This window comes from Paenibacillus sp. XY044, from assembly GCF_002257645.1.
Taxonomy (GTDB): Bacteria; Bacillota; Bacilli; order Paenibacillales; family Paenibacillaceae; genus Paenibacillus_AQ.
On the sequence record NZ_NQMO01000001.1, the window covers coordinates 575,139 to 591,097 of the forward strand.

Here is a 15,959-nt window from a genome sequence, read left to right on the forward strand (position 1 = left end):
AGAAAATTAAAGTAGGATTCCAAAACAGAGATAATACATATACAAAGAAGCTAGCTTATGTAATTTACTACGACCACAAAGATAAACTACGCAAAGAGGCATCTTGGCAGAACTGGAGAGATGAAAAAATTGATCCGGTTGACTATGATAATGAACCCCTGTCTGGGTTTGTATTAAATAAGAAAGTTGGAGATTACGTTTCAGATTGGAATCACCGCCAAGCATACGTTCGAGTATATGATCCAAGAGGATTTGAATTCGAAATCACCATTGAAAACTTGCTTTATATCCTGGAAAATGCAAACTCAATCAAAGGTAAAGGGCTTGAGGGGGAGTTTGTATACGGATGGGACGGTAAGGAGCTGGTTTTAATGCCAGTTGACTCGCCGGATTATAAAGAAATTAGCTCATTTAATAAAATTCTACATGAGAAAAACTATATAAAATCTAAAGAATTAATTGTTGGGGCGACTTATAAAACAAAAGAAAATCAAGAATTAGTTTATATGGGCAGATTTGATTACTGGGGATCGAAATGGAATCGTGATAACGGCTCTTATGAATATCTAAACAAAGGAAAGTACTATTACTTCGCACAAGAAACAACAAACTATCGCAAGAAACCGGATCTTAATATAGTCGATTTGAAATCATTAGGCGATAAAATTATTGAATGCGTTACTGCGGAGTGCAGTGAACGATATGCAGATATATTTGAAATGCTTGAGCACAAATCATGCTATTCGCCATATGACGAAAGTAAAGACGAGTATGTCTACTACGACAAATATAGATTTTGTGAAAAGGTTAAAGCAAAAATAGATAAATACTATTGGCATTACTCCACTTCTGTATATATTGAAAACAATGAGAACGGAATTGCGGAAGTTTCTGGTGATGGCAAGGACATTGCGCGTTATCAAATTACACAAAATAAAAAAGTCCCTCGTGTTTGGGGTAGTGGATATGAGACGAAGAAAGAAACGTTGTATTCTGGCTCCCTAGAAGAAATTTGGGAAAGATATAAACCTAGATTCAGAAACAAATATCTAGCGAATGGAAAGCTATATCAAAATGGAGATGAAAATTAATGGCAAACTTAAATGATCAAAAAATTCTTGAACTTAAAAAGCAAATCGAAGAGAAAAAGAAATTGATTGGTAAATCAAAAAAGTTCTCACCAATCACTAACTGCTCCATTGAACTTGATGGAGTAAGACAGAATATTCAGACACTAGGCAAAGAACAACTGGTTCTGATGCTGATTAAACTAAATGCCTACGCAGCTTCTGCGAAGGAACTCGGTTTATTAGATGTATATAATGTTAGCGGATATAACGTAATTGAATGGATTGAGGATCTTAAAGCAAAACTTGACTTTATTAATCGTAAAGATGAAGAGAACAAACTAAAAGCAATGGAGGCTAAGTTGGATAAATTGCTGTCTGATGAAAAGAAGGTTGAACTAGAAATTGATGAAATTGAAGCAGCATTGAAGTAGTGGATGAAAGTCAAATTCCATCAAGAAAGGGGTCTTAAATATGGAGATTATTATTCATTTAAAAGACAATGTACAACTTATTACAAAGGTTAAAGCAGATAACTTTGATAATTTTAAGAGAGAATATTTCCAGGGTATTGCAGCCGGTAAAAAATTTGTGGCTACTGCAGACTCAATTCTTAGATACGACGATATTTTAATGGTTACGCAGCATTCTAAATAAAGAAAAGCCGTTGACTTAACGTTATAAAATAAATATAATAATATAATGTAGACATAAGGAGGCGATAAATATTAGAACTGTCTACGAACTAACCGATGTGTTGATTGATTGTTTTGAAAGAGATGTTGGAACAGAACTTGAGGAGATGCTGCACGACGACAAATACGTAACAAGTAAATTAAAGAAGCATCTTGGAACAAAAGTATTCAAGGAATACGATGCGTTGAGTGAAGATGTATGGCGAGATGCTTGGATGGATTTCGGCTTGAAGATGTGGAAGAAACAGAATACATAAATTTAAAGGGAGCACAAAGATGAACTTGAATCCAACGATGCAAGAGATGATTGAAATTTTTGAGGACGCTAAAGAATTTGGAGCACAATACATCGCTGTAAAAATTGAGATGGACGGTTTTGAAAAACCGGAAGTAATTATCAACGAAAAAGAAAACATCGACACTAAGCTTGCTTATTATAAGAATACATACAATGAGGATCTAACTCACAAATACTCTAAGGAAATTCGGATTGTAAATTACTCTTACGGTAACTCATATGACGAATTCCTTAATACATTATAAATACATAAAGAAGTGATTATAAATTGCTGATTGTTTACGATTCAATGACTGGCAATGTGGATCGTTTTGTGAAGAAACTCGGTTTGAGGAATAAAAAGATTGAACCTAGACTAGTAGTTGAGGAACCATTTCTCTTAATAACCTATTCTATCGGGTTTGGAGAAGTTCCCAAGAAGGTGAATGGCTTCTTAACTGCTAATAGCCATAATCTACGTGGGGTAATAGGTAGCGGTAACAAGATTTGGGGAGCCAACTATTGTGGAGCAGCAGAAAAAATTGCTAAAGAGTTCAACGTTCCGTTGGTACATAAATTTGAACTATCGGGAACTGATAAAGATGTAGAGAAAGTACAACAGGAGGCCAAAAATATTGGATAGCGTTCCAAAGTATATCAAACTTAATAATGAGATTATGATCCAAGATGACGGTAAGTTTCAATTTGAGAAGGACAGAGATGCAGTTAAAAGTTACTTTATTGATTATATAAACCAAAACACCGTCTTCTTCCATGATTTAAAAGAGAAATTGGATTACTTGATTGAAAATGACTACTATGAAGAAGAATTTCTAAGCAAGTATACATATGAACAGATTAAAGACATTTACAATATCGCCTATGCTAAGAAGTTTAGATTCCCTTCCTTTATGAGTGCTTTCAAATTTTATAATGATTATGCGCTAAAAACAAACGACAAGAGAAAGATTCTTGAACGTTATGAAGATCGAATTGCTATTGTTGCACTTTACCTGGGCGATGGTGATTATGATAAAGCTAAGAAACTGGTTAACGCGCTAATCAATCAAGAGCTTCAACCATCTACTCCAACATTCCTTAATGCTGGTCGCAAACGCAGAGGAGAACTGGTAAGCTGCTTTCTAATGGAGGTTAACGACTCCTTAAATGACATTTCTAAAGCAGTAGATATGTCAATGCAACTGTCGAAAGTAGGCGGCGGTGTTTCATTAAATCTCTCTAAGATTAGAGCAAAAGGGGAAGCCATTAAAGGCATCGAGAATGCAACAAAAGGTGTTGTCGGTGTTATGAAGTTGCTTGATCACTCTTTTCGATATGCCGATCAAATGGGACAAAGACAAGGGTCAGGAGCGGCATACTTAAATGTATTTCATGCAGATATTAATGATTTCTTAGACACCAAAAAGATCAGTGCAGACGAAGATGTTCGAGTCAAAACACTCTCAATTGGTGTTGTAATCCCCGATAAATTCATTGAACTTGCTAAAGAGGATAAGGATGCTTATGTGTTCTATCCGTATACAGTTTATAAAGAATACGGAACGCATCTTGATGATATGGATTTTAATTCAATGTATGATGAGTTGGCAGAAAATCCAAATGTCCGGAAAGATAAAGTGAACCCAAGAAAATTGCTTGAAAAGATGGCCATTTTGCGATTTGAGTCTGGTTATCCATACATCATGTTTGAGGATAATGTTAATGCTGAACACACATTACAGGAAATTGGCAAAGTTAAATTTAGTAATCTGTGTGTTACGGGCGACACAAAACTTCTTACGGCAGACGGATACCGTACAGCCAAAGAACTTTATAGTGAACAAGAGAACCTTAGAGTAGTGATTGATAATAGAACAAAAGAGTTAGATGCTAACAACAGAGGGACGTCTATTGTAAATGCTATACCGATGCAATTAACAGCAAAACAAGCTGATGTTTATAAATTGTCTACACAACAAGGCTACGAAATCAATGCAACAGGCTGGCATAAGATGTATGTTTCCAGGGATAACAAAGTTATCAAAATTCCAATGAATGAGGTTGCTATCGGAGATAAGGTTCTTGTGCAATCAGGAGAAGGTTCTTTTGGTAAAATTCATGCTCCAGAACTTGCTTACATCGCTGGTCTCATCGCAGGGGATGGATGTATTGATGATACAACGGCAATCATCTATCTGTATGGCAATAAATCTTCAATTAGAGATCGAGTCGAAAAAAATGTATCTTATATAATTGATCAATACTTGGATAAAAATTTTATATATAAACACAGCGCAAATTTTCATCCAACATTTAACGAATCGTCTGATGGATCACGTATTGTATTAACTAGCCAGTTACTTAAAAAAGTGTTAGGTATGTTTTTTATTAATAAAGATACAAAAACTGTAATTCCAGAAATTGTGTTTGCCGGAGACAAGGCGACTCAAGCTGCATACCTATCAGGGCTGTATCAAATGGATGGAACAGTGAACTGCAATGAAAGATATAAGGCAGGATCAATTGAACTAACATCTACAAATAAACAAAGTCTCAAAGAAATTCAGATGATGTTGTTGAATATGGGTGTTTATAGCACCGTTTATAGTTACAACAATGAAGGTTTGCGATCAATGCCAGATGGGAAAGGTGGATATAAGGATTACTACTGCAAAGAAACGCATAAGATTACTATCCAAGACAGGAACTCTAGGGAACTTTTTAACTCAATTATAGAGCTCAAAGATACAGATAGAACTAAACTTGCGGATTTCACTAAGACACTAAAACCTAAATCGAGAAATCCGAAGCACAACTATACTGCGACTGTCTCTAACATTGAATACATAGGTAAAGAAGATGTATATGACACCACCCAAGAAGACTATCACTCTCTCATCTTTAATGGAATTGTTACAGGAAACTGTTCTGAAATTCTTCAGTATTCAGATGTTTCATCTTACACAGATTATACCCATGAAGATGAGCTCGGCATGGATATTTCCTGCAACTTAGCCTCTATTAATATTGTTAATGTGATGGAGAATAAATCTATCAAAGATACTGTGAAGGTAAGCGTTGATGCTCTGACTACAGTTTCTGAAAAAACCAGTATTGAAAATGCTCCTGGAGTACAAAAAGGGAACAATCTAATGAGGTCAATTGGATTAGGGGCAATGAACCTACATGGTTTCCTTGCAAAGAATAAAATCATGTATGAGAGCGAACAGGCAAGAGATTTCGCAAACACGTTTTTCATGATGGTTAATTATTATTCCATTGAGCGTTCTATGGAAATCGCAAGAGATACCGGCATTAAATACTACGGCTTTGAAAAATCAACTTATGCTTCTGGTGAGTACTTTAACAAGTACACTAACCAAGATTTCAATCCTAACAATGACAAGGTTAAGGCGCTCTTTGAAGGGATCTATATTCCAACCGTTGAAGATTGGAAAGTGTTAAAAGAGATGGTCATGAAGCATGGTCTTACTAACTCTTACAGACTTGCAATTGCACCAACTGGTTCAATTTCATATGTGCAGTCTTCAACAGCTTCTGTCATGCCAATCATGGAGAGAATCGAAGAAAGAACTTATGGTAATTCAAAAACATATTATCCAATGCCTTACTTGTCGCCTGAAACATGGTTTTTCTACAAAGAAGCTTATGACATGGATATGTTTAGAGTAGTGGACATGATTTCAACGATTCAACAACATATTGATCAGGGCATCAGCTTTACATTGTTTATGAAAGACACTCATACAACTAGAGATTTAAATAGAATCGATTTGTATGCTCATCACAAGGGAATCAAAACGCTCTATTATGCCCGAACAAAAGATACATCTAGAGAAGTATGCTTGTCATGCTCAGTTTAAATAAGAGGGAGAATAAACAATTGACTAAAATTTTTGATGCTGCAAATTGGTCTAAACAAGACGATTCATTTACACAGGTTTTCTATAATCAAAATGTCAGACAATTTTGGCTACCAGAGGAGATTTCCCTAAACGGGGATCTCCTGGCTTGGAAGTCGATGAGTGGACTAGAAAAAGATACATATAAAAAAGCTTTAGCGGGTCTTACACTGTTGGATACAGAACAAGGCAATACTGGAATGCCAAAGATTTCTGAACACGTAGAAGGACATCAACGGAAAGCAGTTCTTAATTTTATGGCGATGATGGAGAACGCAGTGCATGCTAAATCCTATTCGAATATTTTCATGACACTTGCTCCAACAGAAGAGATTAACGAATTGTTTGAGTGGGTCAAAGATAATAAATACCTTCAAAAGAAAGCAGAAGTTATTGTTGGTCTTTATAAAAACATCAAGGATAACGATGAAATTGCACTTTATAAAGCAATGGTTGCATCTGTTTTCTTGGAAAGTTTCTTGTTCTACAGCGGATTTTATTATCCTCTTCTCTGCTATGGTCAAGGCAAGATGATGCAAAGTGGAGAAATCATTAATTTAATTATCCGTGACGAAGCTATCCATGGGGTTTACATCGGTCTATTAGCACAAGAAATCTATAATAAACAAGATGAAAAAACAAAAAATGAACTTATCATCTTTACAACCAACCTGCTCGAAGACCTTTATGAAAACGAACTTCGTTATACAGAAGTTGTTTACGACCAAATTAGCTTGGCACACGATGTGAAAAAGTTCGTTCGATACAATGCAAACAAAGCTTTGCAAAACCTGGGGTTCGATGTCTTCTTTCCAGAGGAAGAAGTAAATCCTGTTGTAATCAATGGATTAAATACAAAAGCAAAGTCACATGATTTCTTTAGCATGAAAGGCAGTTCATATCAAAAAGCGAATGTCGAGAGCCTAAAAGATGAAGACTTTTACTTCAGTAACTAAAAAATAAATATAATAAGGGAGTAAACAAATACATATGGAACAACCATTTCAACCGAAACTAAATAAACCATGTTTCATCAAAGGAATTAATAAAAAAGGTATTGTGAAAGACTCAGAGTTTGCAAAGGAACGTTTTTTGGTCACTTATTTCTCGCGTGATACAGATAAGAGAATCACAACCTGGTTCGATATTACTCAACTTGAAGAGTATAAGCCGAAAACTAAACGATTAGGAGGGATTGTTGATACTAATAAAATCAATATTCCTACTCCTGACATGGTTTTAACGAATGAACAGATTGAATCATTCTCTAAAATTTTTGAAACTAACACAAGTAATATCTCAACAAGAATCTCGAATTGCATGAAAGAGGTTGGTCGTAAACTGAATTCACTTCAAATCAAAGTAAAATACTTTGCAGACATCGAACCTCTAAATAAAATCAGTAAGGGAGACTGGATCGATCTGCGTTCCGCAGTAGATATCGAATTAAAAAAAGGCGAATATGCACTAATTCCATTGGGTGTTGGCATGAAGCTGCCTGAAGGATATGAAGCAAACCCGGTACCAAGAAGCAGCACATTCAAAAATTTCGGTATTATCCAGACAAATCACTTTGGAGTAATTGACAACTCTTATTCGGGGAATGAAGATCAGTGGCATTTCCCTGCGCTTGCTATGCGAGATACTGTAATTAAGAAGAACGATAGAATTTGTCAATTTCGTATTCAAGAATTGATGCCGGAAGTTGAATTTATTACTGTTGATAAACTTGATGATGTTTCAAGAGGCGGTTTTGGAAGCACAGGAAAGAATTAAAAATGGATATAATCAATGATAAACTTATTTTAACTGACTCACAAAAAAGAATCGTGGAAGCATATAATAGAGGATATCGAGTAACTCCCGAAGGAGTGTTTTTAAATCGGCATGGTGTAGCTTTGTCTATAGAGCTTAAAAGTAAACAAAGATACCCGTCTCGTCAAATTTCTATTAATGGAAAGAAAAAGAATTATTATATACATCGCCTGGCAGCATATTGTTTTTATGGCGATGAAGTGTTTAAAGAATACATACAAGTAAGACATCTTAATGGTAATGTCCTGGACATATCCAAAAGTAATTTAGCGCTAGGAACTTGCTCTGAGAATCATCATGATAAAAGTCCCGAAGTCAGAAAATGTTCAGCAACTAAAGCATCGCATTCAAGAAAGAATGTAACAATGAGAACATTGAGAAAATTAACAGACGAACAGGCTTTAAATGTAAAGATGTTACTTCATCAAGGAGTAGACTGCGTGACAATCTCAAAAATGTATAAAGTTAGCGATGAGACGATTCGTCAAATTAAGAATGGATTAACTTATAAAGAAATTAAACTAAAGGAGATTTAAACATAATATATGAATAATAAAATTGAAGTATTGAATTGTGGGTACGTAAGACTGCTAGACTCTTTTGGAGACGACCTGATGGTTGTTAATAACGCTAGAGCATCTTATGATAAAGAAGTGTCAGAGCTTAGTGAGAAAGATATTCGACTCATCAAATTTTTAGCTCGTGAAGGACATATGTCTCCTTTTAGAACACCACGCTTACAATTTGAAGTGTATGCCCCTTTGTTTGTGGCTCGTCAGTGGTGGCGCTACACAGTTGATAGTTCACATATTGAAGATGGTACAACTTGGTCGGAATCGAGTAGACGATACATTACTGAAAATACAGAATTTTACCTGCCAGATAAAAACGAGTGGAGAAGTAAACCACTAAACAGTAAACAGGGGTCTGGAGATATTCTTCCGGAGGAAATCGGTCATATTCTTACAGAAAAATTAGCCCAACTTTACGATGAAGGCGAAAAGCTTTATCAAGTAGCAATGGATATGGGAGCCGCACCAGAGCAGGCCCGATTATTCCTACCTGCTTATGGATTGATGGTACGCTGGAGATATTCTGCATCACTACAATCTATTTGCCATTTTCTTTCTCAACGCCTAGAACACGATGCTCAGAAGGAAATCCAAGACTATGCGAAAGCTGTGCTTGAGCTAACCAAAGAAAAATTCCCAGTAAGTATTAAAGAATTAATAAAATAACTATATACATAATCAAAAAATCGTGGTATATTAAGTACAGGAAATCAATCCTGTACTTTTTTCTTTGATAACTAAATAAGGGGAGTGATAGTTAAGAGTGTACATGCTTCTGAATGTAGTACCAACATTGATTTTATTAGTGATCATCAAGTACCGGCATAAACTCTTCGAACAAGAGTGGGATGTTCTTAAGCAGCGCAAAACATGGGAATCCATCTTTTATTCATTCTGCATTTCATTTATGGGATACAGTTTACTTACCAGCATCTCATTCTACATGTTAGATCCACCAACGGTACATAAAACTCAGACACCAATTATGATTATATACTCGGTATTATTCAGTCCGATATTTGAGGAGTTGATATGTAGAAAGTTCTTACTGAACAAACTAAGTAAATATATAAATAATAATTTATCGATATTGGTCAGTTCTTGTGTATTTGCAACTCTTCATTTCGACGTTACAAGTTTTCTTGGATACACCTTCTTGGGAATTGTATGGAGCTTTTACTACAAAAAAACTAACAGCATCTTCGTACCAATTATAAGCCATTTTTTATTCAATTATTTCGTAATTCTAATTCAATCTGTAAAGGGATGATACATATTAAAGTTAACGATTTGATCAAACATATTGTTTCAATTTGCTGTGACGGAGAAGTGATCAAAGCAACGAATTTTGTAATGGGTGAAACTTATACATATGAGGGTAAGAAGTACGAATTAAATGAAGATTTCTATAATGAACTCGTTAAGTACCAGGAGTATTCGAGCAAACCTTTTAAAGTGGTTCGGTTAGGAAATAGCAAGGTTGTAAACGTAACTGGGAAAAGAGTGCTCTAAATGAAGGTTTTTAAAGATCTAATACATATGTTGTTTTGGAGTCGGATGTTTGAGGAAGTTAGAGAAGGACATAAAGAGATTTGCTACAACCTTGGAAAATCTGATGCAATAAAACAAATGAATAATCAATTTTATATTGAGTTCTCTAATAGCAAAGGAGAGATTAGATGAAGGTAAAATCAAAGGTTATTGAGCAATATAAGGAACTGTGCCCTTTTAGTTACGCTAAGTGTGAATCAATCACAGATGTTGAATATAAAATCAAACGTGCTGTACAACTTGGTACACACATAGCAACTTTTGAGGGTGAGAAGTACATTCAATACTACTATAACTGCTTCGTGGTTAAAGGAAATAAAGTAATACATATGTTTAAGAACATGGATAAATACATAGATATTCGAGAATCGGTTAAAACAGCATACGACAGGCTAGAAGGAAAGATATTAGTATGAATAAAGAAGGAGGAATGAATCTCATGTGTAAGGCCATTGAATATGGAACTTTTTTAACTGATACATTTAGCAAAATGAAAGAGGATTATGACAAAATAAAAAGCAAAATTTCTGAGTATGACAAAAAAGTTAATGGCATTTATCACGAAATCGAAACCAGCAACTTGAATGCTTCTGAAGGTTATAAGAAGTATAAAGAGCTCCGCCAAACACTTAGGATGAGAAGAGTTCTAAAGCAGGAGTTCTATACCTTAGAGAAACTCATGTATAAGACATTTGATGTCGATAGAATTAGCAGTCAAATACATAAAACTCTTCAGAGTGCGAAGGCATCTGAAGTTGGCAATCAACAGTATCGAAATGGTTGGGATATCGATGTAGACGTTATTATTGGCTAATCCATTGAGTTGATGAAAGCCGTCTTTTATCAGGATTTTAGGCTAGAAAACAAGAGAATAAGTGAGCAAAAGAGAGAAAATAGGAGAAAGTTAAATGAAGGAAATTAAATATTTGCAACATCCTCAAAATGGTGAATGGTATAAGGCAATTGGCAACAATCCAGATGGGACACTAATTCTTGAACCGGCCGCAGAAACCGAAGTCCATTTAATGAAAGAAAAAGAAAAATGGGCAGCATGGAATCGTAACATTAATGAATTTAAAGTTGGGGATATCGTTTGGGACGGAGATCGTATTGTTCAAATTACCAACCCTCCATTAGATGAATTTATCTCTCGATGTAAGATGATTTGTCCAGTCGAGTGGAGAGTTGATGAACTCAAGGAGGCAACCCATGGATAAACAAACTGAGCGCCTGATAAGCGCTGATGGAATATTGTCATGGATTAATGGAGTCCTTATAGAAACGGACAGTGAACCGATTAGATATATGTTTTCCTGCTTAAAGGAGAGATTGGAGAACGGAGCCTTCGACCAAGATCCCATCCCCTTACCCACCTTAAAACCTTGGGATAAGGTACGGCATAAGCAATACCGAACTTCCGGAATCATTAATGGAATAGATGAAAAGGGCATCGCTGCATATGTAAGTTGGGAAACCGGACAACAATCGTGGTATCCATTGAATCATTTGGAACTGGCGGAGGCGAGAGAAGATGTCAAATAAACCAATCAAGCCATCATTTGAAGAAATCAAAATCAAACTGGAACCTGATCAATGTTTCTTTTATCAACGTGAGTCTGACGGAGACATTGTTCTGGTGGATGAAATAGAAATATTCGCTTATGCCAAGCAGATTACATTGATTGGAACACATTTTTCAGTCGATTATGAAGATAAAACAATCAACAAGGCATCGGATCGGAGCTTCATGAACTTTGAAACCAACCTATTGGGCGAATATTCGGAAGGTGAGGGTTAAAGATGTCAGATAATCGGGACTGGCAAGCAGATATGGAACGGAAAATAGGAGAACTCGTTCAAGTAAAAGGAGATAACATGCGTTACGATTGGACAATTCGTCTCAAAAAGTGGCATGAGGAAACAGGACAAAGTATTTACTTTATAACCCGGCCTGGATATGAGGGATGGTTTAGCAACGCAGCTCTAATGGATAAGGAGGCTGAAGCATGACACCTAATTACTATATGATGTGGATTGAACTTGAAGAAGAAATCAGACGCTTAGAAGAAATAGGCCATACAGATATAGATTTAGGAGACCTGCAACGAATCATGCATGAACTATATCTAGACAATAGGGATTGAATATAAGGAGAATGAGGCACGATCAACTAGATCGTGGAACTTAAAAGATTAAATAAAAGTATAGTTTTATCAAAATAAAGGAGGAGCAAAATGAAGTTATTCAGAGTGAAAAACAAATTTTCTGGTTATGGTTTGGTAACTTATGTTGTATATGCCAAAGACGAATCAGAAGCAATAAACTTGGCGGGTGAAAAGTTAAGAGAGTATGCGCTTAAAACTAACTATAATGTTAATGAAGCAGCATATGCTCAGGTCGGAATAAAAGTTAATAATATCTTTGAATTAATTGATACAGAAGACTACCATACATATTTTAGTGCAAAATGTTTGTCGGAGGATATTGAGGAAGAACAGATTGTTGAGATGCATTATTTCTAATACATATTTAGAGGAGCGATTAAATAATTGAATATTGTTTTCTTTTGGATTTGGTTTGTATTTATGATCGTTCAACTCGTATATGTTGGCATTTATAAAACACTGAAATGGAAGCCATTGAAATGGAATCAATTAGGCTGGTTTTCCTTAGGATTACTCGATGCCTATCTCACTGGTTTGCTACTAAATTGGAGGTAATATGAAGAAAATTCTAAAGAACTTATGGAATGTTCACAGAGAACAATATCCCACTGACAAAGAAGAATGGATTGTCTTTATCTCTATCTATGTAATTATGCTGCTAATTTGTTTAATGGGATACTCGGCTACTTACCTATAACCAAATAAAAACCATATTTTATAGTGAAAGGAGTGTAATACATGTTTATCGGTTTCCCTTTAAGTGGAGCGTTATGGGGATTTGTAATTATGGTGGCCAGTATTATATTTTGGAACCTACAAACATTTGTTTTTTCTCTGTTATTGATGATCATATGCTTAATTACAACGTACAGACTGTATGAATATTCACAATGGAAAGGAATGCAGCATGATAAACAATTTAAAGGATTACATAACTCTGATTTGCAGTTTGATGATAATGATTCCACTATTAAAAGATAAAATACATAGCTGGCTGAAAAAGAGGAGAGAGTATTTTGAAAAATGAAATTGTTCAATACTTTGTAGTAAACAAAGAACTCAATATGTCACCAGGTAAAATAGCGGCACAAGTAGCGCATGTAGCAACTAACATTACCCACAATGATAACGAAACAAGATTGTGGAGTGAATGGTATGCAAATGACCAACCGAAAATCATCCTTCGAGGAAAAGAAAGGGATTTACTTAAACTCATCGAGCAGGGATGGTATTACATACGAGATAATGGAAGGACAGAGATTCCAGAGAATTCTTTGACAGTCGTAGGTTGTGCTCCAAATTATAAGTCTGAGCTTCATAAGCAGGTAAAAAGGTTTCAGCTTCTTTAGTAATAGAGGTGTTGAACAATGCATTTTAAGAGGAGTGATTATTATTTATCTTAGTGAAGCCATCAAAAAAAGACAGCAACTACTAGAAAAAGCTCAAGCAATGGAAAAATGGGCATTAGATCAGGAGCATGGAACTAAGCAGTTAGTTTGGTTCGAGATGAAAAAAGCAATTAATCAAGTCATCGAAGATACATATGAGGAATGGCAGAGGTACAACGAAGCCGTTGAAAAGGATATTAATCAACTGCAAATAGAAATCAGATGAAACATAAACTTGTAGGAAGTGATAAAAATGCTTGTACTGGGTAAGACCGAATTGATGCAACTTCTAACCGATCAATTGACAATCATGCTCAGACGAAAACCGAAGAGTGTTGACTTGCATGTTGATTGGACTTATATCGACTACGATAAGAAAAATAGAGAGTACTATTTTGATACAAAGAAGAAAGATTGGAAATATATAATTAAACTTCATGATGGATATACATATAGATATCTCGATACGGTTTGTGTTAGACAATTGATTAGGCATGAGTATTTGGACGCTAAGGACATACATATCGATATTCGTATTAAAGACAATTTTGATTTATTGAACACCAAGACAATTGAAGAGGTTGTTAAATTAATGGATATTACGGCAAATATAGAACTTGATAATGAAGTATTATTAAGCAAAGAGGAAATTAAAAACCTAATTGATCTTTCTCTGGACATGGGGAACAAAGAAATGTTTATGGAGTATACGGCACAATACAATAGTTATATATAAAATAAAAATACATATACTATTACTTTATAATGTGATATAATCTCTAATATAAGATGTAGCACAAAAGGGAACAGGGCGCCACGCTGTGTCTCTCTTTATATTGGGAGGTTAATCATGAGTTCAGAATTATGTGTGTTTGATCTTGGATTCAGTTGGTCTAAAGGTAAGAAGAAGAATAAACTATATCTGCAGCCTTCTATTTATGGTGAAGGAAAGCCGATCTTTGAAGGAAGTATTAAGCAAGATGATTTTATCTTCAACGAAGATCTGTTTGTGGGCAAACTAGCTTTAAGACATAGTGACATCAAATATTTCTCACTTAATGACAATAAAACCGAAGCAATGACATCCGATGTTCTTATGAAGACCGGATTAGGATATCTAAATGGTAACAATCCATTTAACCTGGTTACTGGTTTGCCTGTTAAATTCTACTTCTCACAGAAAGACCATATGAAAGATATGATCGAGAGACTTGGGACATCAGAGAAATATGAAGTTAAAAAGGGAAATGGAAAGCCTCACATCATTAAGCTAAATATAGATAAATACAAAATTGTACCACAGGGATATGGTATTGCAATGGACTTTCTTCTTACCTCAGATGGTAGAATTAAAAATAGTGGAATAGCTAAGAAAAAGATACTCGTTATTGACCTTGGTTTCTATACATTAAATCTTCTTGGTTTAGACAAGATGGAAATTATGAAGGAGTCAACTAGCATTATATTAGGTGTTGAAAAGGCATATAGACTCCTTCAGACATATCTCCAAAAAGTAGTGGGCAAGTCTCCATCAATTTATGAAATGGATGCCTGCGTTATAGAGGGAAAGTATGAGGGGTATGATATCAGACCATTAATTCAAAAAGCCTTTAAACCTTTATCAAAACAGATTCAAAATGAAGTCGAAAGCCTGAATATTAATTTTGATTATCATCTGATTGGAGGAGGTGCAGCCCATAATGTATTTGAACAAATTAACCTACCCAACAAAATTCTCTTTGATCAACTAGCACAAATAAGAGGCTATGAAAATGTAGGTGTTCGGTTATGGAAATGAAAATCTTGAGAGCACGATTACGAAAACATAAAGACAAAGATCTGCAAGAAGCAATGAGCAAAATACCTATATATTATGATCAAAGCGATATTATAAGAGAAGCCTTAAGACAGTTTTTATTTGGTCATCAAGGAAGAGAACCGCAATTACTTGGTAGTGAAATCATGAAGGATATTGGTAAAGTAGAAGAGGAAGAATTAGTTGAATTAGAAGAAATTGAGGTAACTGATGAAGATTTAGAGGCGAAGTTAGATGAGTTTATTTTAAAGTAGGCATTTGCCTACTTTAATACATAAATATAACTATATAAGGAGGTTAAAGTGAGTCGACATAAAAAGTTCATTGCATTTTGTCTTAAGAAAGCTAGGAAGAATCGTATCGATAATTACCGACTTGCAGCGACGATAATCAAGGGAGGCAGAGTTATTGCTGTAGGAGTCAACTCAAATAAGGCCGGTTGTCTAATTGACCCATTGTACGAAAACAAGGGAGTTCATGCTGAATTGGATGCACTTTGCAAACTCTCTGAGAAGCAAATAAAGGGATCAATTATGTATGTAGCAGGTTGGAGTAAGGCAAACAATATGATCACCTCAAAACCCTGTCCAAAGTGTCAGGAATACATGAAAAAGTTTGATTTGAAAGCAGTATACTATTCGATGCCGAATGGTGAATATGAGGAGTTAACTATTTAGAGGAGGTGGTTAA

At 35.2% G+C, this 15,959-nt stretch carries 26 protein-coding genes; all 26 read left to right on the forward strand.

Annotated features, from left to right (window positions below; genetic code table 11):
- Positions 1-371 precede the first annotated feature (371 nt).
- Positions 372-1,091 carry a hypothetical protein gene (locus CJP46_RS36950; RefSeq protein WP_256992158.1) on the forward strand — a complete coding sequence of 240 codons (720 nt, stop codon included), beginning with the start codon at positions 372-374 and terminating at the stop codon, positions 1,089-1,091.
- On the forward strand, positions 1,091-1,501 hold the full coding sequence (locus CJP46_RS02960) for a hypothetical protein (RefSeq protein ID WP_094594105.1): 411 nt from the start codon (positions 1,091-1,093) through the stop codon (positions 1,499-1,501). Before CJP46_RS36950 ends, CJP46_RS02960 begins: the two co-directional genes overlap by 1 nt.
- 40 nt (positions 1,502-1,541) lie before the next feature.
- On the forward strand, positions 1,542-1,724 hold the full coding sequence (locus CJP46_RS02965; protein WP_094594106.1) for a hypothetical protein: 183 nt from the start codon (positions 1,542-1,544) through the stop codon (positions 1,722-1,724).
- 320 nt (positions 1,725-2,044) lie between these two features.
- Positions 2,045-2,305: a hypothetical protein gene (locus CJP46_RS02970; RefSeq protein ID WP_094595034.1), complete on the forward strand. Its 261-nt coding sequence runs from the start codon at positions 2,045-2,047 to the stop codon at positions 2,303-2,305.
- Positions 2,306-2,328: 23 nt separating this feature from the next.
- Positions 2,329-2,682: a class Ib ribonucleoside-diphosphate reductase assembly flavoprotein NrdI gene (nrdI, locus tag CJP46_RS02975; protein ID WP_094594107.1), complete on the forward strand. Its 354-nt coding sequence runs from the start codon at positions 2,329-2,331 to the stop codon at positions 2,680-2,682.
- Positions 2,672-5,923: a ribonucleotide reductase N-terminal alpha domain-containing protein gene (locus CJP46_RS02980; protein WP_094594108.1), complete on the forward strand. Its 3,252-nt coding sequence runs from the start codon at positions 2,672-2,674 to the stop codon at positions 5,921-5,923. Before nrdI ends, CJP46_RS02980 begins: the two co-directional genes overlap by 11 nt.
- Positions 5,924-5,943: 20 nt before the next feature.
- The gene (gene nrdF, locus CJP46_RS02985; RefSeq protein ID WP_094595035.1) at positions 5,944-6,918 is read left to right on the forward strand and encodes a class 1b ribonucleoside-diphosphate reductase subunit beta; all 975 of its coding nucleotides are present in this window, start codon (positions 5,944-5,946) and stop codon (positions 6,916-6,918) included.
- A 364-nt stretch (positions 6,919-7,282) separates the two neighbouring features.
- The gene (locus CJP46_RS02990) at positions 7,283-7,738 is read left to right on the forward strand and encodes a dUTP diphosphatase (RefSeq protein ID WP_094595036.1); all 456 of its coding nucleotides are present in this window, start codon (positions 7,283-7,285) and stop codon (positions 7,736-7,738) included.
- 2 nt (positions 7,739-7,740) lie between these two features.
- Positions 7,741-8,313, forward strand: coding sequence for an HNH endonuclease (locus tag CJP46_RS02995; RefSeq protein ID WP_094594109.1), 573 nt, complete (start codon positions 7,741-7,743; stop codon positions 8,311-8,313).
- 9 nt (positions 8,314-8,322) lie between these two features.
- Entirely contained in the window at positions 8,323-9,015 is a 693-nt protein-coding gene (thyX, locus tag CJP46_RS03000; protein ID WP_094594110.1) for an FAD-dependent thymidylate synthase, read from the forward strand.
- Positions 9,016-9,334: 319 nt separating this feature from the next.
- Entirely contained in the window at positions 9,335-9,619 is a 285-nt protein-coding gene (locus tag CJP46_RS37480) for a CPBP family intramembrane glutamic endopeptidase (RefSeq protein WP_373557967.1), read from the forward strand.
- Positions 9,620-10,028: 409 nt separating this feature from the next.
- Positions 10,029-10,316 (forward strand): hypothetical protein, encoded by a 288-nt coding sequence (locus tag CJP46_RS03015; protein ID WP_094594113.1) that lies wholly within the window; start codon positions 10,029-10,031, stop codon positions 10,314-10,316.
- Positions 10,313-10,714 carry a hypothetical protein gene (locus CJP46_RS03020; RefSeq protein WP_094594114.1) on the forward strand — a complete coding sequence of 134 codons (402 nt, stop codon included), beginning with the start codon at positions 10,313-10,315 and terminating at the stop codon, positions 10,712-10,714. The genes CJP46_RS03015 and CJP46_RS03020 overlap by 4 nt, the downstream gene beginning before the upstream one ends.
- Positions 10,715-10,808: 94 nt before the next feature.
- The gene (locus tag CJP46_RS03025; protein ID WP_094594115.1) at positions 10,809-11,117 is read left to right on the forward strand and encodes a hypothetical protein; all 309 of its coding nucleotides are present in this window, start codon (positions 10,809-10,811) and stop codon (positions 11,115-11,117) included.
- Entirely contained in the window at positions 11,110-11,442 is a 333-nt protein-coding gene (locus CJP46_RS03030; RefSeq protein ID WP_094594116.1) for a hypothetical protein, read from the forward strand. The genes CJP46_RS03025 and CJP46_RS03030 overlap by 8 nt, the downstream gene beginning before the upstream one ends.
- A complete protein-coding gene (locus CJP46_RS03035; RefSeq protein ID WP_094594117.1) occupies positions 11,432-11,698 on the forward strand; it encodes a hypothetical protein in 267 nt (88 codons plus the stop codon). Before CJP46_RS03030 ends, CJP46_RS03035 begins: the two co-directional genes overlap by 11 nt.
- Positions 11,699-11,700: 2 nt before the next feature.
- The gene (locus tag CJP46_RS03040; RefSeq protein WP_094594118.1) at positions 11,701-11,910 is read left to right on the forward strand and encodes a hypothetical protein; all 210 of its coding nucleotides are present in this window, start codon (positions 11,701-11,703) and stop codon (positions 11,908-11,910) included.
- A complete protein-coding gene (locus CJP46_RS36450) occupies positions 11,907-12,044 on the forward strand; it encodes a hypothetical protein (RefSeq protein ID WP_179281009.1) in 138 nt (45 codons plus the stop codon). Before CJP46_RS03040 ends, CJP46_RS36450 begins: the two co-directional genes overlap by 4 nt.
- A 90-nt stretch (positions 12,045-12,134) precedes the next feature.
- On the forward strand, positions 12,135-12,422 hold the full coding sequence (locus CJP46_RS03045; protein WP_094594119.1) for a hypothetical protein: 288 nt from the start codon (positions 12,135-12,137) through the stop codon (positions 12,420-12,422).
- Positions 12,423-12,803: 381 nt separating this feature from the next.
- Positions 12,804-13,046, forward strand: coding sequence for a hypothetical protein (locus tag CJP46_RS03050; RefSeq protein ID WP_094594120.1), 243 nt, complete (start codon positions 12,804-12,806; stop codon positions 13,044-13,046).
- Positions 13,047-13,081: 35 nt separating this feature from the next.
- A complete protein-coding gene (locus CJP46_RS03055; RefSeq protein ID WP_256992160.1) occupies positions 13,082-13,414 on the forward strand; it encodes an aminoacyl-tRNA hydrolase in 333 nt (110 codons plus the stop codon).
- Positions 13,415-13,448: 34 nt separating this feature from the next.
- Positions 13,449-13,679, forward strand: a complete 231-nt coding sequence (locus tag CJP46_RS03060; protein ID WP_094594122.1) for a hypothetical protein — start codon at positions 13,449-13,451, stop codon at positions 13,677-13,679.
- A 27-nt stretch (positions 13,680-13,706) separates the two neighbouring features.
- A complete protein-coding gene (locus CJP46_RS03065; RefSeq protein ID WP_094594123.1) occupies positions 13,707-14,189 on the forward strand; it encodes an IDEAL domain-containing protein in 483 nt (160 codons plus the stop codon).
- A 114-nt stretch (positions 14,190-14,303) separates the two neighbouring features.
- Positions 14,304-15,251: a ParM/StbA family protein gene (locus CJP46_RS03070; protein WP_094594124.1), complete on the forward strand. Its 948-nt coding sequence runs from the start codon at positions 14,304-14,306 to the stop codon at positions 15,249-15,251.
- Positions 15,242-15,523: a hypothetical protein gene (locus CJP46_RS03075; protein WP_094594125.1), complete on the forward strand. Its 282-nt coding sequence runs from the start codon at positions 15,242-15,244 to the stop codon at positions 15,521-15,523. Before CJP46_RS03070 ends, CJP46_RS03075 begins: the two co-directional genes overlap by 10 nt.
- A 48-nt stretch (positions 15,524-15,571) precedes the next feature.
- A complete protein-coding gene (locus tag CJP46_RS03080; protein ID WP_094594126.1) occupies positions 15,572-15,946 on the forward strand; it encodes a tRNA-specific adenosine deaminase in 375 nt (124 codons plus the stop codon).
- Positions 15,947-15,959 lie beyond the last annotated feature (13 nt).